This is a genomic window from Actinacidiphila acididurans (assembly GCF_016918855.1).
Lineage (GTDB): Bacteria > Actinomycetota > Actinomycetes > Streptomycetales > Streptomycetaceae > Actinacidiphila > Actinacidiphila acididurans.
Genome location: NZ_JADKYB010000005.1, coordinates 80,133 through 103,144 on the forward strand (window position 1 = coordinate 80,133; position 23,012 = coordinate 103,144).

Genomic DNA, 23,012 nt, shown 5'->3' on the forward strand with positions numbered 1-23,012 from the left:
GGGGGTCGGCGTCGTGGGTCCGGCACAAGTCGGCGCGGGTTCGGCACGGGCGAACGGTCGCCCGTGTGCTCCGCCGGGGGGCGGGGGTCAGCGGGCGGCGGCCGGCGGCGCGCCCGCGGCGTCGGCGTGGTCGACGCTGTCCCACAGATTGTCGTACCACGGGCGGACGGCTGCCGCCTGGTTGCCCTTGCCGTGGTCGGCGGCCGGGTCGGGGGTCGGCGAGGGACCCGCGGCGACCGAGTAGCCGGTCTCGCCCGGCATCACGTAATGAAGCTGGAGGCGCGCCTGCGTGCGTACGTAGTCCGGATCCTGCCAGCGGGCCTTCTCCCGGCGGAGCTGTTCCACCTTCTGCTTGGCCTGCTGGGCGGCGCGGCGCTGGTCGGCGATGTCGGAGCGCTGGGCGACGTAACTGCGCATCGGGTAGGCCAGCGCGACCACCAGGGCGCACACGACCAGGCCGAGCAGGGCCGCGCGCCCGGTGAGCTTGTTGCGCCGCACCGGCCCCGTCGCGCCCTGCCGGGGCAGGCCCGCGGCCCGGTAGACCCGTGCCTGCGCCTCCTGGCCGAACGCCTTGAGCCGGGCGCTGGTGGAGAACCGGTCCGCCCCCACGCCGTGCCTCCCCTCGCCTGCCGCACGTCCTGCCGTCGTGCCGCGTCACCAGTTGCCGTCGGTTCCCGTCGGCCGTCGCCGTACGCCACGCCATGCCGGTACGTCCCCGCCCACGGTACGGGACCGTGGGCGGGGACGTACGGAAGCGGGACGAGCGGTCCCGCCGCGGCATCCGGTCAGCTCTTGAAGCCCGCGAAACGGGCCTGTCGAGCCAGTGTTCAGCCCTTGAAGCGGGGGAACGCGGAGCGGCCCGCGTACTCGGCCGCGTCGTCCAGGATCTCCTCGATGCGCAGGAGCTGGTTGTACTTGGCAACGCGCTCGGAGCGGGCCGGGGCGCCGGTCTTGATCTGGCCGCAGTTGGTGGCGACGGCCAGGTCGGCGATGGTGACGTCCTCGGTCTCGCCGGAACGGTGCGACATCATGCACTTGTAGCCGTTGCGCTGGGCCAGCTCGACCGCGTCCAGGGTCTCGCTGAGCGAGCCGATCTGGTTGACCTTGACCAGCAGGGCGTTGGCGGCGCCGGTGTCGATGCCCTTCTGGAGCCGCTCGGGGTTGGTGACGAACAGGTCGTCGCCGACGAGCTGGACCTTGGCGCCGATCCGGTCGGTGATGACCTTCCAGCCGGCCCAGTCGTCCTCGAACAGCGGGTCCTCGATGGAGACCAGCGGGTAGGCGGCGACCAGCTCCTCGTAGTACTCGGTCATCTCCGCGGCGGACTTCTCCTTGCCCTCGAAGAGGTACTTGCCGTCCTTGTAGAACTCGGAGGCGGCGACGTCCAGGGCCAGCGCGATGTCCTGGCCGGGGGCGTAGCCGGCCTGCTTGATGGCCTCGATGATGAGGTCCAGGGCCTCGCGGTTGGAGCCCAGGTTCGGCGCGAAACCGCCCTCGTCACCGAGGCCGGTGGACAGGCCGCGGCCCTTCAGCACGGCCTTGAGGGTGTGGTAGACCTCGGCTCCCCAGCGCAGGGCCTCGGAGAAGGACTCCGCGCCGATCGGGGCGATCATGAACTCCTGGATGTCGACGTTGGAGTCCGCGTGCGAGCCGCCGTTGAGGATGTTCATCATCGGGACCGGCAGGACGTGCGCGTTCGGGCCGCCGAGGTAGCGGAAGAGCGGCAGGTCCGACGCCTCGGAGGCGGCGTGGGCGACGGCCAGCGAGACGCCGAGGATGGCGTTGGCGCCGAGGCTGGACTTGTCCGGGGTGGCGTCCAGGTCGAACATCGCCTGGTCGATCAGCCGCTGCTCGGTGGCGTCGTAGCCGACGAGCTCCGGACCGATCTGCTCGATCACGGCGAGGACGGCCTTCTCGACGCCCTTGCCCTGGTAGCGGTTGGTGTCGCCGTCGCGGAGTTCGAGGGCCTCGAAGGCGCCGGTGGAGGCGCCGGACGGAACGGCCGCACGGCCCGTGCTTCCGTCGTCGAGGCCGACCTCGACCTCGACGGTGGGGTTGCCTCGTGAGTCGAGGATTTCCCGGGCTACGACGACGTCGATGGACGGCACGGTGTCTCCTTCTGGGATGTCTTCTCTTCTTTAACGGGACGAGCCTAACCGGCGGCACCACCGGGTTCGGCGGTCGGCCCGGCCCCTGAGACACAAGTACCCCGGCCGGACACGCTCGGGGGAGTCGCGTGCCCGGCCGGGGAGAGGGAGAGCGCCGGTCGCGGCGCCGGTCCGGGCCCTGCCGGGGCCCGGACGCGGCCCGCCGGGAATCAGGCCAGGCGCAGGTGCTGACCGGGGTAGATCAGGTCCGCGTTCTTGACGGCGTCCTGGTTCAGGTCGTACAGCTTGCGCCAGCCGCCGACCACGTGGTGGGCGTTGGCGATCTTGGACAGGGTGTCGCCCTGGCGGACGACGTAGCTGCCGTGGCCCTTGCTCCAGGTCACCTGGTGCCACGTGTGGGTGGTGTGCGTGGACGTGTGCGACGAGGAGGCCGCGGACGAGGCGGAGCTGCTGCCGGTGTGGCTCGAGGAGCCAGTGGAGCTGCCGCTGCCGGAGGAGGAGCTGCCGGAGGACGAGCCGCTGCCGGTGCTGACGGCCGGGGCGGGGCCGCCAGCGGTCAGGCCGCCCGCGCCGGCGCAGGTCCAGGCACCCGGGCCCTGCATGGCGAGCAGCTTCTCGGCGACGGCGATCTGCTGGTCCTTGGTGGCGAGGTCGGCGCGCGGGGCGTACTGCAGGCCGCCGGCCGCGGCCCAGCTCGACTGCGCGAACTGCAGGCCGCCGTAGTAGCCGTTGCCGGTGTTGATGTGCCAGTTGCCGCCGGACTCGCACTGGGCGACCGCGTCCCAGGTGGCGACGGAGGCGGCCGAGGCGGTCCCGGCGCCGATCAGCGGAACCGCGATGGCGGTGCCGGCGACGCCGGCGAGCGAAGCGAGACGGACGATCGTCTTCTTGGAGGCACGACGGTGCTTAGCCATGGTGTTGTGGTCCCTCACCGACGCCTGCGAGGTGAGCTGTCGGGTTCGGACGTGAGCTGCCCGGCCGGGCCGCGTCCCGCGGCACATCGGCTTCACCCCTAGCCGGACCGGTGGCCCGTACGTACCGCAGCGGCGTTGCTGCGCGGCGTACGGCCGGGTGGTCCGGCGGAAGACCTTGGGTCCCCCGCTCCTGCCTGCGGCGCTCTCGCGTCGAGTGATCCCGTCGGACCGGCGGCAGGACTCGGCGTTCCGGCTTCGGCGGGGCTCGCTGTGGCGAGCGAGAAGACGGTAAGCACAAGGCGGCGAGGAGAACAAACACTCGCGTTTGGGGCATCAACTCCGGTCGGTCGCTCGGAGGGTGGGCATCGCCGCAGGTCGCAGCGGTCGGTTTCAGCGCTCCGCGAGCGGGCGGTCACAGGGCCCGACGAGAGGCTTGTCACATTGTCGCGGCGATCTTGTGGGCGGTACGCCCGGATTTGTCGTCCGGGCGTCAGCAGCCGCCATTTCAGCCGAGGTTGAGGATCTGTCCTGGTTTGATGAGGTTCGGATCGTCGCCGACGACACCGTGATTGGCGTCGTACAAGTGCCGCCAGCCGCCGTCGACATGCTGCGCCGAGGCGATCCCGGACAGCGAATCGCCGGAGCCCACGGTGTACGAGTCCGCGCCGGTCGATGGCGAAGTGCCCGTTTTGCCACTGCTGTTGGCATTGTCCGTGGTATCGGCCCCGGCCGGCTTCCCGGCCAGCGAGTAGACCTCGGTACGTGTCGCCCGGTCGGCCGCCGCGAGCTGCTCGTCGGTCGGGCTGTACGGCTTGGCGTGCCGGCCGCCGGCGCTCGGGCCGTCCGACGGGGCGGTGGGGGTCCCGGCGGCGCCGTCGGACGGCGTGGCGGGGCCGGTGGGGGCGCCCGGGGTGCCGGGCGTGGTGGACGCGGTGGAACCGTCGCCGGGGCCCGTGCCGGCCGTGGGCGGGGTGCCGGGCACGCCCGGGACGGTGCCGGTGGGCGCCGTGGGAGTGACCGGGGTCGTCGGGGCCGCTGGAGTCGACGGGGTCGCGGGGGTGGTCGGGGTCGCCGACGGGGGCGTGGCGCCGGGCTCGTCCTGCGTGCCCGGAATGGGGGCCGACGGGACGGGCGGCGGCGTGTAGGTCGGCGCCGGCGGTACGGGCGTGGTCTTCCCGTCGTGCTTCGGCGGGGCCGTGCTCCCGGGGTCCACGCTGGGCGGCGCGGAGTCCTCCAGCAGGCCGGTGCCGCTCTCGCAGCCCGGCCAGGCGTTCGGGCCGAGGTCGCCGAGGATCTTCTCGGCGACGGCTATCTGCTCCGAACGGGACGCGAGGTCCGGGCGCTTGGCGTACGCGCCGCCGCCGTACTCGTCCCAGGTGTCCTGGGTGATGGCCAGACCGCCGTAGAAACCGTTGCCGGTGTTGGCGCTCCACAGGCCGCCGGTCTCGCAGACCGCGACCTTGTCCCAGGTGCTGTTGTCGGCGGCGTGCGCGGCGCCGGCTCCGAGCAGGGGGAGCGCGATTCCGGCGCCGGTCGCGGCCACGGTGACCATGGCCGCGGGTGCCTGCCGGGGGCGTCGGTGCCGACCGTTCCCGGACGTGAGCATGGGGTCGCCTTCCGTCGAGTCAGTACGCGCCCGGGTGAGCCGCCACCGCTCGGCCGCGGCCCCCGCCCGTCGGTCGGGGTACGGCGCGTCCCGCGAGCCCTGGTTCCTCGCGTTGACCGCAGAACGTAGCGGGCCCCGGCAGCGGATCACAAGCCGATGTAGCGATCATCACGTCGGGATCACGGAGCTGACGCCGCGTCACCGCGCCTGCGGATGCTCCGGTGTGAACGTCACCGGCAGCGACCGCAGCCCCCGCATGATCAGTCCGCCGCGCCACCTCAACTCTTCTTCCGCCACCGCCGGTTGCAGGTCCGGCAGCCGGGTCAGCAACGAGGCCAGCGCGGTCCTGGCCTCCAGCCGGGCCAGCGGCGCGCCCAGGCAGTAGTGGATGCCGTGCCCGTACCCCAGATGCGGGTTGTCCCGGCGCGCCAGGTCCACGGTGTCGGGCGCGGCGAACCGCTCCGGGTCCCGGTTCGCCGCCGCCAGCACCACCAGCACCGGGTCGCCGGCCGCGACCGCCTGGCCGCCGATGGTCACCGGCACGGTCGCGTACCGCCACGTCGCCAGCTCCACCGGACCGTCGTACCGCAGCAGCTCCTCCACCGCTGTCTCCAGCAGCGCGCTCTGGCCGCGGGCCAGCGAGTCCTGCAACGCGGCCCGCTGCTCCGGGTGACGCAGCAGCGTGTGGACCCCGTTGCCGATCAGGTTGACGGTCGTCTCGAAACCGGCGAACAGCAGGATGAAGGCCATCGCCGCCGCCTCGTTCTCCGTCAGGTGCTCGCCGTCGTCGCTGGCCCGGATCAGCCCCGAGATCAGGTCGTCCCCGAGGTCGCCCCGCTTGCGGTGGATCAGCTCCCCCAGATACGCCCGCATCCGCTTCACCGACCGCGCCACCCCGCCACGCGGCCCGCCGCCGTGCCGGATCATCATCCCGGCCCAGTCCCGGAAGTCGTCCTGGTCCTCGGCCGGCACTCCCAGCAGGTCGCAGATCGCGTAGATCGGCAGCGGGAACGCGAACTCGTGGATCAGGTCCGCCTCCCCCCGCCCGGCGAAACCGTCCACCAGCCGGTCCGTCAGCTCCTGCACCCGCGGCGCGAACTGCGCCACCCGCCGCGGTGTGAACGCCTTCGACACCAGCCGCCGCAGCCGCGTGTGGTCGGGCGGATCGATGTTGAGCAGATGCGTCATCAGATCGGCGCTCCGCTCCCCCGGGATACCCGTCCTGCTCCTCGCCTTCCCCTCCTCCGTGTGATGGACCGGATTCTTGCTCAGCCGCGCGTCCGCCAGCGTCTCGCGCGCGTCCCCGTACCGCGTCACCAGCCAGGCCCCGACCCCGCTCGGCAACGTCGTCCACCGCACCGGCGCGTGCTCGCGCAGCCACGCGTACGCCGGGTACGGATCGCCGGCGAACTCCCAGGTGAACAATTCCGGCTCTGCGCCGGCGCCGGGGGTTGCCGTGGTGCCGGCCGTGGTGCCGGTCGCGGTGCCGGTCGCGGGCTCGCAGGAGGATCCGGCCGCGGGTCGGTCCGCGGCTCCGGCCGCAATTCCGGCGGTACGCCCGGCCGCGGCCCTGGCCGCGGGTACGACCGCCGCCGGCCCGGCGGTGGACCCGGCCGCCGGACACGATGCGGGAGGCGTCGGCGAGCCGGGCCGGGGCCGAGGCGCGGGGTGGGTCATCCGCCGACCGTATCCCGCCCGGCGCCCGCCCCGGTCGGCACACCCCGGCCCTCGCCCGGCGCTCCCGGTCCGTCCGCTGCCGCCGCCCCGGCGGGGGCTGCGGCGGCTTCCGGGGCCGCTCGGGCGTCAGCCCGGGTATGGGCCTGGGCCGCGGCTCCGGCTCCGGCTCCGGCTCCAGCCAGGGCGTCCCGCGAGAGTCGGTCGGCCCGGCGGGTGGTCTCCGGCAGGCGGTACCGCGGAGCCAGGGCCAGGACGTGGGCGGTGGCGGTGGGGAGGTCGACGAGGTGGCCGGTGGACACGAAGACCGGCTTGACGCCGCTCTGGGTGCGCAGCGCCCGCCCCACCGTCTCGCCCCGGTCGACCAGGTCCGCGTACGCGCCCCGGTCGGGCCCGAGCGCCCCGGGGTCGTACTCGCCCGTGAACGGGGTCTTGGCGACCCCTGCCGTCGGGAGCCCGGTGAGCACCCCCAGGTGGCAGGCCAGCCCGAACCGGCGCGGGTGCGCCAGCCCGTGACCGTCGCACAGCAGCAGGTCCGGCGTGCCCCGCAGCGTCCGCAGCGCCTCCACCAGGACCGGGAGCTCCCGGAAGGCGAACAGCCCCGGTATGTAGGGGAACGTGGTCCACGCGGTGGCCGTGGCCTGCTCCACCACCGCCAGGCTCTCGGTGTCCACGACCACCACCGCCGCCGCGACCAGGTCGCCGGTCCCCCGGCCGTCCCCGGCATAGGCCACGTCGAGCCCCGCGACGTACCTGGGCCGGCGCGGCCCGGGGCCCCGGTGGTCGGCCAGCGGACGCAGCCGCTCCTGCAACGCCAGCGCCTCGGCCTCCCCGGTGGGCCAGGCGTACGGCACCTCCACCCGCACGCCGGTCACCAGGGCCCGGGATCGGCCTGCGCCGGACCGCCGTGCACCGCGTCACCGTCCACCGCGTCGCCGTGCAGCGAGCCGCCCGCCGCCGGGCCCAGTTCCACGTCGTCCTCCGCCGCCGGGCCGTCCTCGGCTATGCCCTCCGCGGCGCGGATCGCCGCCCGGTAGCGGCGTGCCGCGTGCCGCAGTGCCGCTTCGGGGTCGACGCCGGTGGACTGGGCGGCGGCGGCCTCGGCCAGCAGGTGGTCGCCGAGTGCGGTCTCGTCGTCGTAGCGGAGGGCGGGGTCCTGGCCGCCGGGTGCGGCCGGGGCGGCCGGCAGGGGCAGACCGGCGCCGCGGGCGCGTCCGGCGAGCTTGGCGGCCAGGGCGAGGGCGGGCGAGGCGAGCGGGATGCCGTCGGTGACCGATTCGCGGGCCTTCTCCTCGCCCTTGAGTCGTATCCAGTTCGCCTGCACCTGCTCGGGGGTCTCGGCGATCTCGTCCCCGAAGATGTGCGGGTGCCGGTGGACGAGCTTGTCGACGAGCCCGGCGGCGACGTCGTCGATCCCGAACGGCTCCTGCGGGTCGCCCTCCGCGATGGCGGCGTGGAAGACGACCTGGAGCAGCACGTCGCCCAGTTCCTCCCGCATGGCCGGGCGGTCGCCCTCCTCGATCGCCTCGACCAGTTCGTACATCTCCTCGATGCCGTACTTGGCCAGGTCCTCGTGGGTGCGCAGGCTGCTCCACGGGCACTCGGCCCTGATCCGCTCCATCACCTGGACCAGGTCGAGCAGCCGGGCGCCGGGCAGGTCGTAGGAGCCGGGCAGCAGTTCCAGGTCGGGCATGGCGATCCGGCCGGAGCCGCCGAGCCGGGCCAGCTCGTCGGTGACCGCCGGGTCGGCCCCGCCGGACGGCGCCACGTACACCACCGTGCGCGAGCCCGCGGTGGCCTCCGCCAGTTCGCGCCCGCCGGGGGCGGCGACCTCGACCCGCACCCCGGCCTCGCGCAGGTACGGCAACTGCGGGTGGTCCGGGTCGGGGCAGACCACCTGGTCGGCGCCCTGGAGGGTCTGCCAGGCCTGCCAGGAGAGCTGGCCGGGCGCCACCCGGTGGCTGGTGGTGAGCAGCACCAGCCGTCCCGGGGCGGCGGTGCCCGTCGTGTCGTCGTCCGTGTCCTTCATGCCTCGAACGTACCCCGGACCGCCGTCACGCCGCGTCCTCGTTCGACCGCCCTGTGGATAACTTCGCGAGGCGGGACGAACTACCTGTTCAGGGCGGACTCAGGCGGACTGATCGGCAGCGGGCGGCGTCTTGTCGACCACCCAGGCGTCCGTGGCCGTGCCGATGACCGCCTTCTTGGCGTCCCACGTCCCGTACCGGGGGTTGATCCGCACACCGAGCGAGTCGGCGGTCTTGGAGAGTGCGGCGAGGACGGCGGCGTTGCCGTTGTCGCTGCCGGGCTGGAAGCCGAGGCTCTGGATCAGCTTGCCGACCTCGACGTTGGTCCGGAAGAACTCGTCGACCCCGGACGGCGCGATCCCGTACTGGGTGAGCAGTGCCGCCTCGAGCTGGGCCTCGCTGCCACCGAACTGCTGCAATGCCTGCGCGTGGTTCTGCTGCACCTCGGTCTCGCTGACCGTGACGCCGGCCTTGCGAACGGCCTTGTCGATCACTTCGTTCTGCACCAGCGTGCTCAGCGTCTGGGTGGACAGCTTGCCGCTGTTGTCGATGAGCTGGGCGCCCTGAGGAGACTTGGCCTCGGCCGAGCGGACCTCGTTGACCTTCGCCTCCAGCGTGGACACCGTGATCCTGTGGTCGCCGACGACCGCGGCGGCGCCCGCCCTGGCCGGGCCCGATCCGCATGCGGTCAGGGCCGGTGAGGCGAGCAGCAGCCCGACGGCAGCGATCGAGACGACGGCGGTACGACGGCGGACCATGGTGCCTCCCGGTAGGGAACGCAGGGAACGGGCCTCGTTCGGTGCTGATGCGGTGATCGAGCACGAGGATATTGAGGCCGGGCCACTGATATCCAGCACTCGGCGCAAGCTGATCGCCGCGGAGTGCCGACCCGTCCCTGCCGAAGCCCTACCGGCGTGCCGTCACCCGGCGCACTGCGCGAGCATCGCCTGCTTGTCCGCGGACGTCACCGGCAGGTGGTACTTCAGTGACACCTGTGCCACGCGCACCACGTACGAGCAGCGGATCTGCTTGTTCGGCGGCAGCCAGGTGGCCGGTCCCGAGTCGCTCTTGGCTCCGTTGGAGGGCCCGTCGACCGGGATGAGATTGAGCGGGTCGTTGGCTATCTCCTCGCGCTTGGTCTTCGACCACTGCGCGGCGCCCATCTGCCAGTCGTACGACAGGGGCATCACATGATCGATCTGCACCGTCGTCGCCTTGGCCTTGATCCAGTGGATGACCCGCCCGGTGTACGGGTCGTTCAGCGTCATCGACGTGACCACGCAGTTCGAACCCTTGCGGTAGCCGAGGTCCTGGCCGTCGCGCTTGATCAGGTCGTCGCGGGTGTCGCAGCCGTTGTGGCCGAAGGGCACGTCCGGCACGGAGTCCATCCACGCGTATCCGAACTGGTCGCGGCTGTAGCCGGTCTTCGGGCCGCGTCCCTTGGTCGTCACCTGCACGATCAGTGCCCGGGCGCGGGCCCGGTCGGTGGCGGTGGTGATTGCCGCCAGGCCCGGCTTGGTGCCGTCGGGGTTGGCGAGCGGGCTGACCGCGTGCCCGTCGCTCACCACCGGTGCCCCTGTCGTCGCGGGGCCGCTCTGCCCGGGTGTGCCCGGGTCCTTTCCGGCACCGATCGTGGTGTCCTTGCATCCGGCCGCGCCGAGCGCCGTGGCCAGTACCGCGGCGCAGACGATCCCTTGCCTCGCCCGCTTGTCCATGTGCCCCTCCCGTCCTGCCCTTTGCCTTGTTTCTGCCCCAACCCGCTGCGGTTACGGCGTTCTTGCCTCCGCGCCCTCCGCTGGAAGGCACGGCTGAACTGATGTGCGAACCGCCAAGGCTTCCGCGCCCCGCGCCTCAGCCCTGAACCCGGCTCAGCCACGCCAGGGTCCGGCGGATCTCGGCCGGGAACGGGTGGGCGTGCCCGTGCACCCGCTGCGCGTCGAAGAGCAGGCGGGTCAGGACCTCGTGCGCCGCCGCCCGGTCGCCCGCCGAGAGCAGCAGGTGGGCGATGCGCCGGCGGATCCCGAGCGGCGTGGCCGGATCGGTGGCCGCCCACTGCTCGAAGTACGGCAGCAGCACCCGGTACTCGCTCAGCGCCGCCGTGGTGTCGCCGAGTTGTTCCAGGCACTGGGCCGCCTCGTACCGGAACCGCAGCGCCTGCCGGTCCGCCCCGCCGTACTGCGACGCGAACTCCTCCCCCAGCCGCCTGAGTTCCGGCAGCGCCCTGCGGTACTGGCCGTCCTCCATCAACGTCGCCGCATACTGCTTGCGCAGTGCCCGCAGCACCGGCGAGTGCTCGCCGTGCTTGCCGGCGGCGGCCGGGATGATGCCGCCCAGCAGGTCCACTGCCTGGGTGATCCGGCCGGCGTCGAGCAGCCGCTTGACCTCCTCCACCGCTGTGGCCAGGTCGTCACCGGCGAGCGGCGGGGCCGTCGGCGCGGTGGCGGGCCGCGGTGGCTGCGGAGCGCCGGCGCGGTCGGGCCAGGGCGCGTGCGGGTGCAGGAAAGGCCGGGTCGGGTCCATCGGGCCGAGTGGCCCGTGGTGCGCCCCGGGCACGGGCAGTAGCGCGGCCAGTTCCCGGTAGACGTCCTGCGCGCCGGCCGGGCGGTGCTGCGGGTCCTTCGCCAGCAGCCGGAGCACCAGCGCCTCCAGGGGCTCGGGCACCTCCGGGCGGACCTGACGCAACGGCACCGGCGCCTCGTACAGGTGGCGGTGCAGTACGCCGAGGGCAGTCGATCCGGCGAACGGCACATGGCCGCTGAGCATTTCGTGCAGCAGCACCCCGAGGGCGTACAGGTCCGTGCGCGGTCCCACGGTGCCGCCCATGGCCTGCTCCGGCGCCATGTAAGCGGGGCTGCCGATCGGCGAGCCAGTGTGGGTGAGCCGCGTGGTGTCGGTGTCCAGTACGGACGCCACCCCGAGGTCGAGCACGGTGACCGTACCGTCGGGCCGCACGATCACATTGCGCGGCTTGAGGTCGCGGTGCACGATCGGCACGGCGTGCACCGCGGACAGCACCGCGCACATCTGCGCGGCCACCGCGACCGCCCACTGCCACGGGTACGGGTCGTGCTCCGCGAGATGGTCCCCGAGGTCGGCGCCCTCGACGTACTGCATCACCAGATACAGCTCGTCCCCGTCCGCTCCCGCGTCGTGAACCGTCACCAGGCCCGGGTGGTCCACCTGCGCCGTGACCCGGCACTCCCGGTCGAAGCGCCGGCGCAGTTCCTCCGCGTCGTCGCCGTCGGCCACCTTGTCGGGCCGCAGCAGCTTCACCGCGACCCGACGGTCCAGCCGGCGGTCGTACGCCGTCCACACCTGGCCCATGCCGCCCTGGCCGATGACCGTGGCGAGTTCGTACCGGCCGGCGATGAGCCGGCCGATCACCTGCCTTCCTCCTTGCGCAGGTAGTCGCTCAACTCGTCCAGTTCCGCCTTGACCTGATCGATCCTCGGGCCGGTCGGCGGCGGGGGCACGGGCGGCTGCTGGGGGTAGCCGTACGGCGGCGGAACGGATATGCCGGGGCCGTTGCCGGGCGCCGCTCCGGGTATCGGACCCGGTACGTAGCCGTAGGGATAGAGGTGCGGCGGAACGGGCAGCGGTGCCGGCTGCGACTGCCGCCGGGTGCCCCGGATGTCCATGATCAGGAAGTAGGTCGGGGTGGCCACCATGCACAGCAGCACCAATGACGTGCCGAGGTTGCTCTGCCAACTGCGCTCGTCGCGCGCGGTGCCGACCATCACGAACCCGCTGATCCCGATCAGGGCAACCAGCGGGACCAGCACCCAGTCCAGTGGACGCCGGAGCACCACCGCCAGCCGCAGCACCGACCCCCACGCGCCGGTTCCCAGGGTCACGACCGGGAGCACCGCGAAGAGCACGCGCAGCCCGATGACCGTCCCGCGGCGGGCGGGAGGGGGCTGTGGCGGCGCGATGCCGGGGCCGTACATCCTGTGCTCCTGGACGTGGTTGCTCGGTGGTCGGTGGTCTGCTGGGCGGGGCCCGAGGTCCCGGATGCTGTGAGCGTAGCGGCCCGCGGCGACGGGCGGTGCCCGGTCGACCACCGGCCTGTGGACAACTATTCCGGCCGCACCGTGCCGTCGGTCAGCCCGTCGTACAGCCCCTGGACCAGTTGCTCCCCCAGCTGGGCTGTCTGGCGCAGCGCCTCCTCGAACCCGGCCAGGGTCCGGAAGCGCTCGCCGTACCGGCGCTGGTCGGCCAGCGGCAGGCGCGGCACCTGCAGCCGGCGGACGTCGAGCCGGGTCGCCGTGGACGCATAGCTGCTCGCCTGCCGGTTGTTGGCCGTGCCCCGCAGGAACCCCGCGAGGAACCACGGGTCGAGGGCGGTGGTGTCCGCGCGCAACAGGTACAGGTTGCGGCCCAGCGCCGCGCCCGCCTCCGCCTCGCCGACAACCCGGGCCACGGCGCCGCCGCCCAGCACGGGGACGACCACGTCACCGGGCTCGGTGAGCACCGGCTCCTCGGCGGACGCGTCCGGCTGGGCGGCCGGGAGCGTGCCGGTGGGGCCCGAGCCGGCGATCACGTCGTGCTCGGTGAGGACCGCGGGCGCTGGAGTCGTGCCGTCCACCGCGGCGGTACCGGTGCCGCCCGCTCGCATCAGCAGGGTCCCGGCGCGGGCGAGTTCACCGATGCTGGTGGTCGGCCAGCGGGCCGGCTCGCCGGGCGTGGCCGGTGGCGGGGCCAGTTCCGTGGTGCGGCGCAGGGTGGCGGCCAGCAGGTCCCGGACCTCGGCGAGCCCGGCGGCTCCGGCCGCGGCGGGCGGCGGCAGATGACGCGCCGGGGCCAGGTCCACGTCGTCGTCGAGCAGCTCGATGACGGGCACCGTCCGGCATATCCCGGGGCGGGCCTCGGCAGTGCCGTGTCGGTCGAAGGCCTGCCACGCGTCGAGCACCGCCGACCTGACGGCGTGCCAGGGCACCCTCTCGGCGGCCTGACCCGGCACCGCAGAGGCGTCGACGAGCAGCAGGTCCGGCGCGGGACGGGCCTGGGCACCGGGCCGGCGCAGCACCCATATGTGCAGAGGAATGCCGTAGGGCGGCGCCGCCCCGGCGGGCAGCGCTATCACGGCACGCAACGCGCCGCGGCGCAGCAGATCGGCCCTGATCCTTCGGCCGGACCGGCGGGAGGCGGCGGCGGGCGGCATGAGCATCACGACCGTGCCCTCGTCCCGGACATGGGCCAGGGCGTGCTGCAGCCAGGCCAGCTCGGACTCGGCGCGGGCCGGGAAGCCGTACTCCCACCGGGGGTCGTAACCGAGCTCGTCGTGGCCCCAGTTGCGGTCGTTGAACGGTGGATGGCACAGCACGGCATCCGCGTTCAGACCGCTGAAAGCGTCCGAGCGCAGGCTGTCGCCGGTGTGAACGCGGATTCGGATCGCCGGGTCGGTGGCGAGGGCGAGCCGGAGTGCCGTGAGGGCGGCCAGGTCGGGATCGGTCTCCTGCGCGTGCACCTCCTCGGTCGCGGCAGCGGCCCGCAGCAGGGAGCCGGTGCCGGCGGCCGGATCGAGGACGCTGCGCGGTGAGCCGCCGGCCAGGGCGGACATCAGCTCGGCGGGCTCGGGCGGGGTGAGGGTGAACTGTCGGGGGTTGGCATCGAGATAACGACCGAGCAGGAACTCGTAGGCCTGCCCGGGGCTGGTGTCGCGGGCCAGCTCGGCGGCCGCGGTCAGCAATGCGGCATCGTCCCCGAACGACTCGGGCAACCGAACGGGATGCCGTGAGCCGAGTCTTGCGGTGAGCGCCGCATCCATGTCATCGGGCAGTCGTGCTCCCGCCGGGGTGTCGGGGGTGTAGCTGACCGACAGGCCCGGGCGTTCGTGGATCAGCAGGAGGAACGAGCCCGCGATCCGCAGGGCGGCGGGTGTGCCGGCGGGGTGGCCGTCGGCCTGCTGCCAGGCCCTTTCCCGGATGGGAACGGCGGACAGCTTGCCCTGCTCGCGCAACCAGCGCTCGACCGCGGAGAGCTCGAAGGTCGGGCTGGTCTCCGTGCCGCCCACGGGTTTGGGGAAGTCGTCGTGCCGGCGCCGCCAGTTGCTGACGGCCGCGCGCCCCACGCCGGCCAGCCTGGCGATGGCCGCCGAGGTCACCTCGGTCGAGTTCTCCGACACCGCCCACTCCTTTCCCCGTTGGCCGGCCCGTGTCCGGTGCCCGCGCCACCTCCCCGTGCACGCCTGCCGCGCATGTGACATCGAGCATACCCAGCGATCCGCGCCCGACCGCTTCACGGCGTGAACTTCACTCCTTCGAGAGATCATGTTGACTCGGTTCACAGCAGATGCTCTCATTGACGCAACGGTTCACGGGCCGCCCGGCCCGCTCGATCACAGGGGGGAATCACCATGTCCAGGTCCACGATCACCTCGCTCGCCGCCTTCGGTGCCGTCGTCGTGGCGGTGGCGGCCGGCGCCGTAGCGTGCGGTCCCGCGAAGGACTCCTCGGCACCGCCGGCCGGCGCGACCACCCGCGCCACCGCTTCCGCGCCCGCGACACACAAGGACGACAAGGGCTCCGGCACGAGCGGTACGCCGACCGCGCGGCCGGCGTTCAAGGGGAACGGCACGTACCGGGTCGGCGCCGACATAGCCCCCGGCACGTACCTGACCAGCGGAAACGGCGACGGGATGTGCTACTGGGAGCGGGCCAAGGACGCCTCGGGCGACATGGACTCGGTCCTGGCCAACGACAACGTCACGGGGAGCAGCTACGTGACGATCACCAGGGCCGACAAGATCTTCAAGACCACGGACTGCAAGGACTGGTACGCCGTGCCGGCGAAGGCAGGCGCCCCGAAGTCCCCGAAGGCGCAGATATCCGGCGACGGCATGTACAAGGTGGGCGCCGACATGCAGCCCGGCACCTACCGGAGCACCGGCAACGCCGATGGCAACTGCTACTGGGAGCGCGCCAAGGACGCGCTGCACGGCACCGATTCGATCATCGCGAACGACAATGTCACCGGCACCGCCATCGTGACGATCGCCCACACCGACGCCTACTTCAAGAGCAGTGGCTGCGGCGACTGGCGCAAGACCGGCTGACCGGATCTTTCACGCACCGCAGCAACGCAACGGGGCATGGCGGTGACCGGGCTCCAGGGCAGGTCGTGCGGGTCGGCCTGGGGGTGCGCGGCGCGGGTGACCGGCCAGTGACGGGTCAGTTACGGCCAGGGGAGGTGATAGGGGTGTCCGGTGGGTCCCCTGGGCACAGCGGCGTCCCGTATCTTTTCCGGCAGACCCCGACCCGCTTCCACGGGAGGACGACGATGGACAGGGCCGAGGCCGTCATACCGGCGCAGGGCACCGGAGCCGCCGAGAACGCCGACGCCCAGGAAGGGGCCGGCGGGGCGGGCGAGCCCGGGGCCGCGGGCACCGGTGGCGCGACCGGGACCGGACGGTGGCTGCGGGCGCCTGGGGTGCGGATGGACCCGTACCTGCTGGCGGGGGGCTTCTTCGTCCTGTACGCGATGTTGTCGATCACCCGCTACCGGCAGATGCTCACCATGTCCTGGGACCTGGGCATCTTCGAGCAGGCCGTGAAGTCCTACGCGCACTTCCATGCGCCGGTCGCCGACCTCAAGGGTCCCGGCTTCGACATCCTCGGCGACCACTTCAGCCCCGTCACCGCCCTGCTCGCTCCCTTCTACCGGCTGTTCCCCACACCGGTCACGCTCCTCACCGCGCAGGCGCTGCTGTTCGCCCTCTCGATCATCCCGATCACCCGTGTCACGGCCCAACTGCTGGGTCGGGGCAAGGGACTCGCGGTCGGCACGGCCTACGCACTGTCGTGGGGCGTGCAGAAGGCGGTTCAGTTCGACTTCCACGAGATCGCGTTCGCGATGCCGATGATCGCGTTCTCACTCGAAGCAGTGCTCCGCAAGCGGTGGACCGCAGCCGTCGTGTGGGCGCTGCCCCTGGTCTTCGTCAAGGAGGACATGGGGGTGACGGCCGCGGCCATCGGGGCGATCGTGTGGTGGCGGCTGCGGCAGGAGCCGGAGCCCGCGCCGGGCGAGGAGGACGGCGAGGGGCGGGAGCGGCTGAGTGACGCGCTGCGGTACGGGCCGTGGGCGATCGGGCTGATCGGGTTCGGGGTGGCGGCGTCGGCACTGGAGTTCGGGGTGATCATCCCGGCGTTCAACAGCGGGGGCGCGTACGACTACTGGAACAAGCTCAGCGGGAACGGCGCACCCATGCCGGGGCACATACCGCTGGCCACCGCGGTGCACACCCTGTTGTGGATTCTGCTGCCGACGAGCGGCCTGCTGGCGCTGCGGTCGCCGTTGCTGCTGGCGGCGCTGCCGACGATCGGGTGGCGCTTCATCTCGCACGACGACCACTACTGGGGCACCGACTGGCACTACAGCGCGGTGCTGATGCCGGTGGTGACGCTGGCGTTGGTGGACGCGGCCGCGCGGTCCCGGGAGAGTTCGTGGCCGTGGTTGCGGTCGTATGCGGCGGGGGCGCCGGCCGCGGTGGCGGGGGCGGCGGTGGCGCTGACGATGAGCATGCCGTTGTGGTCGCTGACGCAGGGCGCCACGTACAAGATTGACGCGCACACCAAGGCAGTGGAGAAGCTGCTGGACGAGATCCCGAACGGGGCGACCGTGGAGGCGAACGTCGGCCCGATCAGCCGGCTGGTGCACCGGACGACGGTGTACTGGGTGGGTGACACGCCGGGGGTGACGCCGGACTACATCGCGCTGGACAACACGTCGGGGTGGGTGCCGGACCCGGCGACGTACGCCAGGCAGTTGCACCCGGCGGCGACGTACACGGTGATCGCGAGCTCGGAGGGTTACGTGATCATGCGGCGCGGCTGAGGGCGCCGGGGTCAGGAGAGCGGGTAGTCGACGTAGGCGAAGCGGCGGCTGTCGGGGGCCCAGCTGTTGACGTTGAGGGTGCCCTGGCCGCCGAAGAGGGTGAGGACGTCGCGCGGGGTGCCGCCGTCGGGGTCGATGCGGCGCAGGAGCACTTCGCGGTCGGCCGGGTGGCCCTCGGTGCCGGGCGGGAAGCTGACATAGAGGACGTGGCGGCCGTCGGGTGAGAGGTGGGGGAACCAGTTGACGCGTTCGTCGGAGGTGAGCCGGGTGAGGCCGGTGCCGTCGGGACGCATCCGGAAGAGCTGGGCGTGGCCGGGCGCAGCGGCGCCGTGCTCGGAGTTGAAGTAGAGGTAGGCGCCGTCCGGGCTGAACTCGGGGCCGTCGGCGGGGGCGGGGCTGTCGGTCAGGCGGGTGTCGGGGCCGCCGGCGGCCGGAATGGTGAAGATGTTGCGGTAGCCCCATTCGTCGCCGCCGTAGGGTTCGACGCCGACGTAGGCCAGGGTGCGGCCGTCCGGTGAGATGCCGTGCAGGAAGTGCCGGAAGGGGCCGGGCCCGCGGTCGTTGGTGACCCGCCGGGCCGGGCCGCCGTCGAAGGGGACGGCGTGGATGTGGCCGTCGCCCGCCGAGAGGTAGACGGTGCGCCCGTCCGGGGAGAGCACGTGGTCGTTGTTGGCGTCGGTGATGCCGCCGGTGTCGATCACCCCGGGCCCCGCCGCAGAGCCGTCGGCGGACCCGTCGGCGGCGATGCGCAGCAGCAGCCCGTCCTGGTTGAAGACCAGCCAGCGGCCGTCCGGGGACCAGTTGGGCGCTTCGAGGGCGCTGTCGGACGTCTCGTGGACGAGCCGCGGCTCACCGCCGTCGATGTCGGCCACCAGCAGCCGCGCGCGCTGCCCGGGGGCCAGCGGCCGTACGTTCGTGCCCTTGCCCGTGATCGTCACAGCCGCACTGTAACCGCGGGCCGGGCCCGGTCACGAGGGGTGGCGGAGAAGCGCGGGGCTTCTGGCAGGCAGTGTCCGACTCCGTCCGAGGTTGTCCACAGGTTGCCGGAACCGCCCGCTACGCACATCGCCGATGGACCACAATGTGTACATGGACGGTGACTGGAAGCAACAATTGGACGCGCTGCACGACGGGTTGGTGCGGCGCGACGACCCCGCGGCGTGGGTGACCGAGATGGACGCGATGGACGCCTCGCAGCGTTATCCGGACGTCGCGGTGCGCGGGCCGCTGTTCGGCGTCGCCGCCCTGGACCCCGCCGCCGGGCCCGGCTGGCGGCTGCTGAAGCCGGTGATGGACGGCATGCCCCAGCAGGCCAGGGACGCGCTCAACTCCCACCTGTGGTTCACCGCCAAGGACGGTACGCAGGACCGTGCGGTACGGCGGGAACTGCTCGCCGCGGTGGACGTGCTGGAGCGCGAACCGGTCAATGAGCTCGAGGTGCTGGGCGTGCGGTACCGGGTGGTGCGCGGGGACGAGTTCGCCCGCACCGGCCCGGAGGGGCTGGAGCCGCCGCGCCCCACCGACGCCGAGCCGCCCGACATCTCCTGGGACGGGCCGGACGCTGGGCCGTCGCCGGACCTGGGACACCCGCTCGACCCCACCGGCCCGGCGGGGCTCATGGCGGGCGCCCTGCGGCTGGCGATGCAGGACTTCACCTACGCCGGGGCCAGGTTCCCCGCGCGGGTGCGGCGCGATTCGGAGCGGGCGGTGGTGACGCACCCGCAGGTGGCGCTGCTGCCCGTCACCTTCAGGGTGGTCGAGAACAGCGGGCACGGATGGAGTTCGCACGGCACGTTCATGTCCACGCCGCACGGGGCCCGCCGCCTGCTGTACTCCGCGCTGACCGAGACCTGGCCCCTGATCCAGAACTTCGGCCGGCGCGAGAAGGAGCTGTACGGCCGGGCGGCCGAGAAGTTCAGGGCCCGGGGCCGCGCGGACGAGATGCGGGTGGACGGCCGCCGCTTCCGTATCTGCCGCGCCGAGCGCATGGTCCGGTGCGGGCCGGACGGCCCGGAGCCGCCGCGGCCCTCCGACCAGGACGACTACGGCCCGGTCAAGATCCACCCGACCATGGACGAGGAGGGCGCCTTGACCTACGACTGATCCGGCCGCTCCCCGGCGGAGAGCGGCCGAACCTCCCTGCTAGTTGTCGAGCACGGTCGACAGGAACTCCGCCGTCCACTGGAGGAGTTCCCGGCCCACCACCGGCTTGCCGCCGATGCGGGCGGTGGCCGGGCGCGGCACCAGCACCTGCTTGGTGACGTGCTTGATCACCGAACGGGGGTAGAGCCGGCCGAGCCGCAGTTCCTGGGACTCGCGCAGTTCGACCGGGCCGAAGCGGACGTTCGCCCCCTGGAGGGTGACGTCGGTGACGCCGACCTTGCGGGCCAGCAGCCGCAGGGCGGCCACCAGCAGCAGGTTCTCCACGGGTTCGGGCAGCTTGCCGTAGCGGTCGGTGAGCTCCTCGCGGACCGCGGCGATGTCCTCCTCGGAGTTGGCGGCGGCGATGGCCCGGTAGGCCTGCAGGCGCAGCCGCTCGCCCGGCGCGTAGTCGTGCGGGACGTGCGCGTCCACCGGCAGTTCGATCTTGACCTCCAGCGGCGCCTCCTCGGCCGCGCCGCCGCCCTCCTCCAGGGTGGCCCGGTAGTCGGCGACGGCCTCGCCGACCATCCGGACGTACAGGTCGAAGCCGACGCCCGCGATGTGCCCGGACTGTTCGCCGCCGAGCAGGTTGCCGGCGCCGCGGATCTCCAGGTCCTTCATCGCCACGTACATGCCGGCGCCCATCTCGGTGTGCTGGGCGATGGTGGCCAGGCGTTCGTGGGCGGTCTCGGTGAGCGGCTTCTCCGGCGGGTACAGGAAGTACGCGTAGCCGCGCTCGCGCGAGCGACCGACGCGGCCGCGCAACTGGTGGAGCTGGGACAGGCCGAAGGTGTCGCCGCGTTCGACGATCAGGGTGTTGGCGTTGGAGATGTCGATGCCGGACTCGACGATCGTGGTCGACACCAGTACGTCGAACTTCTTCTCCCAGAAGTCGACGACGACCTGTTCGAGCTGGGCCTCGTTCATCTGGCCGTGGGCGGTGGCGATCCGCGCCTCGGGCACGATCTCCCGCAGCCGGGCGGCGGCCCGGTCGATGGACTCGACCCGGTTGTGGATGTAGAAGACCTGGCCCTCGCGCAGCAGTTCGCGCCGGACGGCGGCGCCGATCTGCTTCTCCTCGTAGGGGCCGACGAAGGTCAGCACCGGGTGCCGCTCCTCCGGCGGCGTGGTGATGGTGGACATCTCCCGGATACCGGTGACCGCCATCTCCAGGGTGCGCGGGATCGGGGTGGCGGACATGGTGAGCACGTCCACGTTGGCCCGCAGCTTCTTGAGCTGCTCCTTGTGCTCGACGCCGAACCGCTGCTCCTCGTCGACGATGACCAGTCCCAGGTCCTTGAACCGGGTCTCGGAGGAGAACAGCCGGTGGGTGCCGATCACCACGTCCACCGCGCCGTCGTGCAGCCCCTCCAGCACCGCCTTGGCCTCGCCGTCGGTCTGGAAGCGGGACAGCGCCCGCACGTTCACCGGGAACTGGGCGTACCGCTCGGAGAAGGTGCCGAAGTGCTGCTGCACCAGCAGCGTGGTGGGCACCAGCACCGCGACCTGCTTGCCGTCCTGCACCGCTTTGAAGGCCGCCCGCACCGCGATCTCGGTCTTGCCGTAGCCGACGTCGCCGCAGATCAGCCGGTCCATCGGCACGGACTTCTCCATGTCCGACTTGACCTCGGCGATGGTGGTGAGCTGGTCCGGGGTCTCGGCGTACGGGAAGGCGTCCTCCAGTTCGCGCTGCCAGGGGGTGTCGCCGCCGAAGGCGTGCCCGGGCGCGGCCATCCGCGCCGAGTACAGCCGGATGAGGTCCGCCGCGATCTCCTTGACCGCCTTCTTCGCCCGCGCCTTGGTCTTGGTCCAGTCGGCCCCGCCGAGCCGGTGCAGCGACGGCGCCTCGCCGCCCACGTACTTGGTGATCTGCTCGAGCTGGTCGGTGGGCACGAACAGCCGGTCGCCGGGCTGGCCGCGCTTGGCCGGGGCGTACTCGACCACCAGGTACTCGCGGGTGGCGCCCTGCACGGTGCGCTGCACCATCTCCACGTAGCGGCCCACGCCGTGCTGCTCGTGCACGATGTAGTCGCCGCTGACCAGGGTCAGCGGGTCGATGGTCTTGCGCCGCCGGGAGGGCATGCGGCCCATGTCCTTGGTGGAGGACTTCTGCCCGGACAGGTCGGCCTCGGTGAGCACGGCAAGCTTCAGCGCCGGGTCGACGAAGCCGCCGTCCAGGGAGCCGGTGGCCACGTGCACGACGGACGGCGCGAGATCGGCCAGATCCACGTCGAGCCGGGCGGCGATGCCCTCGCCGCTGAGTACCTCGGCCATCCGGGCGGCCGGCCCGTGGCCCTCGCTGACGAACACCGCCCGCCAGCCCTCGGCCAGCCACCCCTTGGTGTCGGCGAGCGCGCGGGCGGTGTCGCCCCGGTACAGCTCGGGCGCGTGCATGCCCAGCCGCAGCGTGTCGCCGAACTCCACCTCGGGCCCGACGAGCCGGCCCTCGTAGGTCTCATCGGCGGCGAAGGGACTCACCGACCACCACGGAATGCCCAGCTCACGGGCGTGGTCGCGGACATCGGTGATGGACCGCAGCGAGGCCGCGCCCAGATCGATCGGCGCCTCGCCGCCGCCCGCGGAGGCCGCCCAGGACGCCTCCAGGAACTCCCGCGAGGTCGCCACCAGGTCCGCGGCGCGGGTCCGTACCCGCTCCGGGTCGCACACGACGGCCAGCGCGCCGGCCGGCAGCACGTCCAGCAGCAGTTCCATGTCGTCGACCAGGACGGGGGCGAGGGATTCCATGCCCTCCACCGCGATGCCCTGGGCGATCTTGTCGAGCAGTTCGTGCAGCTCGGGGTGGTCGGCGGCGAGCGCCGCGGCCCGCTCCCGCACCTGGTCGGTGAGCAGCAGCTCCCGGCAGGGCGGCGCCCACAGGCCGTGCTCGGCGACCTCCAGGGAGCGCTGGTCGGCGACCTTGAAGTAGCGGATCTCCTCGACGTCGTCGCCCCAGAACTCCACCCGCAGCGGGTGCTCCTCGGTGGGCGGGAAGACGTCCAGGATCCCGCCGCGCACCGCGAACTCGCCGCGCTTCTCCACCAGCTCCACCCGGGCGTAGGCGGCCGCCGCCAGGGCGTCCACCACGCTCTCCAGGTCCGCGCTCTGCCCGCCGGCAAGGGCCACCGGCTCCAGGTCGCCGAGCCCCCTGACCTGCGGCTGGAGCACCGAGCGGATGGGCGCGACCACGACCTGCACCGGCCCGGCCGACGAGTCGCCGGCCCGCGGGTGGGCCAGCCGGCGCAGCACCGCCAGCCGCCTGCCCACGGTGTCGCTGCGCGGCGAGAGCCGCTCGTGCGGCAGCGTCTCCCACGCCGGGTACTCCACCACCGCGTCCGGCGGCAGCAGCGAGCGCAGGGCCGCGGCGAGGTCCTCGGCCTCCCTGCCGGTGGCGGTCACCGCGAGTACGGTGCGGCGGGCGCGCGCCGCGAGCGCCGCGACCACCAGCGGCCGGGCGGCGGGCGGACCGACCAGGTCCACCTGCGGCCGGGCGCCCGAGGCGGCGGCCTCGACCGCTTCGGCGAGGGCGGCGTCCTCGGTGACGACGTCGACCAGACCGTTCAGACTCATGAAGCTTTCCGTCCCGTCCCGGAGGTTCCGCGTGGCGTTTGCGTGGCCATTGCGTGTGCGGTTGCTTGGCGTGTGCGTCGGCAGGCGCGGCGGCACGTTCGGTGCGCGAGGCGTCACCGCCGTACCGCTGCGCGTGGTCGCC

The 23,012-nt window shown here is 72.8% G+C and carries 16 protein-coding genes and 1 pseudogene; 3 read left to right on the forward strand and 14 right to left on the reverse strand.

Features of this window, described 5'->3' with window-relative positions:
- Window positions 1–87: 87 nt before the first annotated feature.
- From ITX44_RS10600 to ITX44_RS10655, 12 genes and pseudogenes are all read right to left on the reverse strand, one after another.
- Entirely contained in the window at window positions 88–609 is a 522-nt protein-coding gene (locus ITX44_RS10600; RefSeq protein ID WP_205356860.1) for an FtsB family cell division protein, read from the reverse strand.
- 218 nt (window positions 610–827) lie between these two features.
- Window positions 828–2,108 carry a phosphopyruvate hydratase gene (eno, locus tag ITX44_RS10605; RefSeq protein WP_205356861.1) on the reverse strand — a complete coding sequence of 427 codons (1,281 nt, stop codon included), beginning with the start codon at window positions 2,106–2,108 and terminating at the stop codon, window positions 828–830.
- A gap of 209 nt (window positions 2,109–2,317) precedes the next feature.
- The gene (locus ITX44_RS10610) at window positions 2,318–3,022 is read right to left on the reverse strand and encodes a LysM peptidoglycan-binding domain-containing protein (RefSeq protein WP_205356862.1); all 705 of its coding nucleotides are present in this window, start codon (window positions 3,020–3,022) and stop codon (window positions 2,318–2,320) included.
- A gap of 505 nt (window positions 3,023–3,527) precedes the next feature.
- Window positions 3,528–4,628 carry a LysM peptidoglycan-binding domain-containing protein gene (locus ITX44_RS10615; RefSeq protein WP_205356863.1) on the reverse strand — a complete coding sequence of 367 codons (1,101 nt, stop codon included), beginning with the start codon at window positions 4,626–4,628 and terminating at the stop codon, window positions 3,528–3,530.
- A 198-nt stretch (window positions 4,629–4,826) separates the two neighbouring features.
- Window positions 4,827–6,305: a cytochrome P450 family protein gene (locus tag ITX44_RS10620; RefSeq protein ID WP_236060377.1), complete on the reverse strand. Its 1,479-nt coding sequence runs from the start codon at window positions 6,303–6,305 to the stop codon at window positions 4,827–4,829.
- 170 nt (window positions 6,306–6,475) lie between these two features.
- Window positions 6,476–7,168: pseudogene (locus ITX44_RS10625) on the reverse strand (endonuclease V); the annotation flags it as partial.
- Between the two features lie 5 nt (window positions 7,169–7,173).
- Window positions 7,174–8,331, reverse strand: coding sequence for a nucleoside triphosphate pyrophosphohydrolase (locus tag ITX44_RS10630; RefSeq protein ID WP_205356864.1), 1,158 nt, complete (start codon window positions 8,329–8,331; stop codon window positions 7,174–7,176).
- Window positions 8,332–8,430: 99 nt separating this feature from the next.
- The gene (locus tag ITX44_RS10635) at window positions 8,431–9,087 is read right to left on the reverse strand and encodes a SurA N-terminal domain-containing protein (RefSeq protein WP_205356865.1); all 657 of its coding nucleotides are present in this window, start codon (window positions 9,085–9,087) and stop codon (window positions 8,431–8,433) included.
- A gap of 162 nt (window positions 9,088–9,249) precedes the next feature.
- Window positions 9,250–10,044: an HNH endonuclease family protein gene (locus ITX44_RS10640; protein ID WP_205356866.1), complete on the reverse strand. Its 795-nt coding sequence runs from the start codon at window positions 10,042–10,044 to the stop codon at window positions 9,250–9,252.
- Between the two features lie 136 nt (window positions 10,045–10,180).
- Window positions 10,181–11,713, reverse strand: a complete 1,533-nt coding sequence (locus ITX44_RS10645; RefSeq protein ID WP_205356867.1) for a serine/threonine-protein kinase — start codon at window positions 11,711–11,713, stop codon at window positions 10,181–10,183.
- Window positions 11,710–12,276, reverse strand: a complete 567-nt coding sequence (locus tag ITX44_RS10650; protein ID WP_205356868.1) for a hypothetical protein — start codon at window positions 12,274–12,276, stop codon at window positions 11,710–11,712. The genes ITX44_RS10645 and ITX44_RS10650 overlap by 4 nt, the downstream gene beginning before the upstream one ends.
- 128 nt (window positions 12,277–12,404) lie before the next feature.
- Entirely contained in the window at window positions 12,405–14,453 is a 2,049-nt protein-coding gene (locus ITX44_RS10655) for an N-6 DNA methylase (protein ID WP_205356869.1), read from the reverse strand.
- Between the two features lie 231 nt (window positions 14,454–14,684).
- Between ITX44_RS10655 and ITX44_RS10660 the strand changes: the two genes are divergently transcribed.
- Both ITX44_RS10660 and ITX44_RS10665 read left to right on the forward strand, forming a co-directional pair.
- Window positions 14,685–15,383 carry an Rv1352/Rv1906c domain-containing protein gene (locus ITX44_RS10660; RefSeq protein ID WP_205356870.1) on the forward strand — a complete coding sequence of 233 codons (699 nt, stop codon included), beginning with the start codon at window positions 14,685–14,687 and terminating at the stop codon, window positions 15,381–15,383.
- A gap of 224 nt (window positions 15,384–15,607) precedes the next feature.
- Window positions 15,608–17,161 carry a DUF2079 domain-containing protein gene (locus ITX44_RS10665; RefSeq protein ID WP_205356871.1) on the forward strand — a complete coding sequence of 518 codons (1,554 nt, stop codon included), beginning with the start codon at window positions 15,608–15,610 and terminating at the stop codon, window positions 17,159–17,161.
- 11 nt (window positions 17,162–17,172) lie between these two features.
- On the opposite strand, the gene ITX44_RS10670 is transcribed toward ITX44_RS10665, so the two are convergent.
- Window positions 17,173–18,099 carry a TolB family protein gene (locus ITX44_RS10670; protein ID WP_205356872.1) on the reverse strand — a complete coding sequence of 309 codons (927 nt, stop codon included), beginning with the start codon at window positions 18,097–18,099 and terminating at the stop codon, window positions 17,173–17,175.
- Window positions 18,100–18,250: 151 nt separating this feature from the next.
- Here ITX44_RS10670 and ITX44_RS10675 point away from each other — a divergent pair, with 151 nt between their 5' ends.
- Window positions 18,251–19,264 carry a DUF5954 family protein gene (locus ITX44_RS10675; RefSeq protein ID WP_205356873.1) on the forward strand — a complete coding sequence of 338 codons (1,014 nt, stop codon included), beginning with the start codon at window positions 18,251–18,253 and terminating at the stop codon, window positions 19,262–19,264.
- Window positions 19,265–19,303: 39 nt separating this feature from the next.
- Here the strand turns inward: ITX44_RS10675 and mfd are convergent, their stop codons facing one another.
- The gene (gene mfd, locus ITX44_RS10680; protein WP_205356874.1) at window positions 19,304–22,870 is read right to left on the reverse strand and encodes a transcription-repair coupling factor; all 3,567 of its coding nucleotides are present in this window, start codon (window positions 22,868–22,870) and stop codon (window positions 19,304–19,306) included.
- Between the last annotated feature and the right edge of the window lie 142 nt (window positions 22,871–23,012).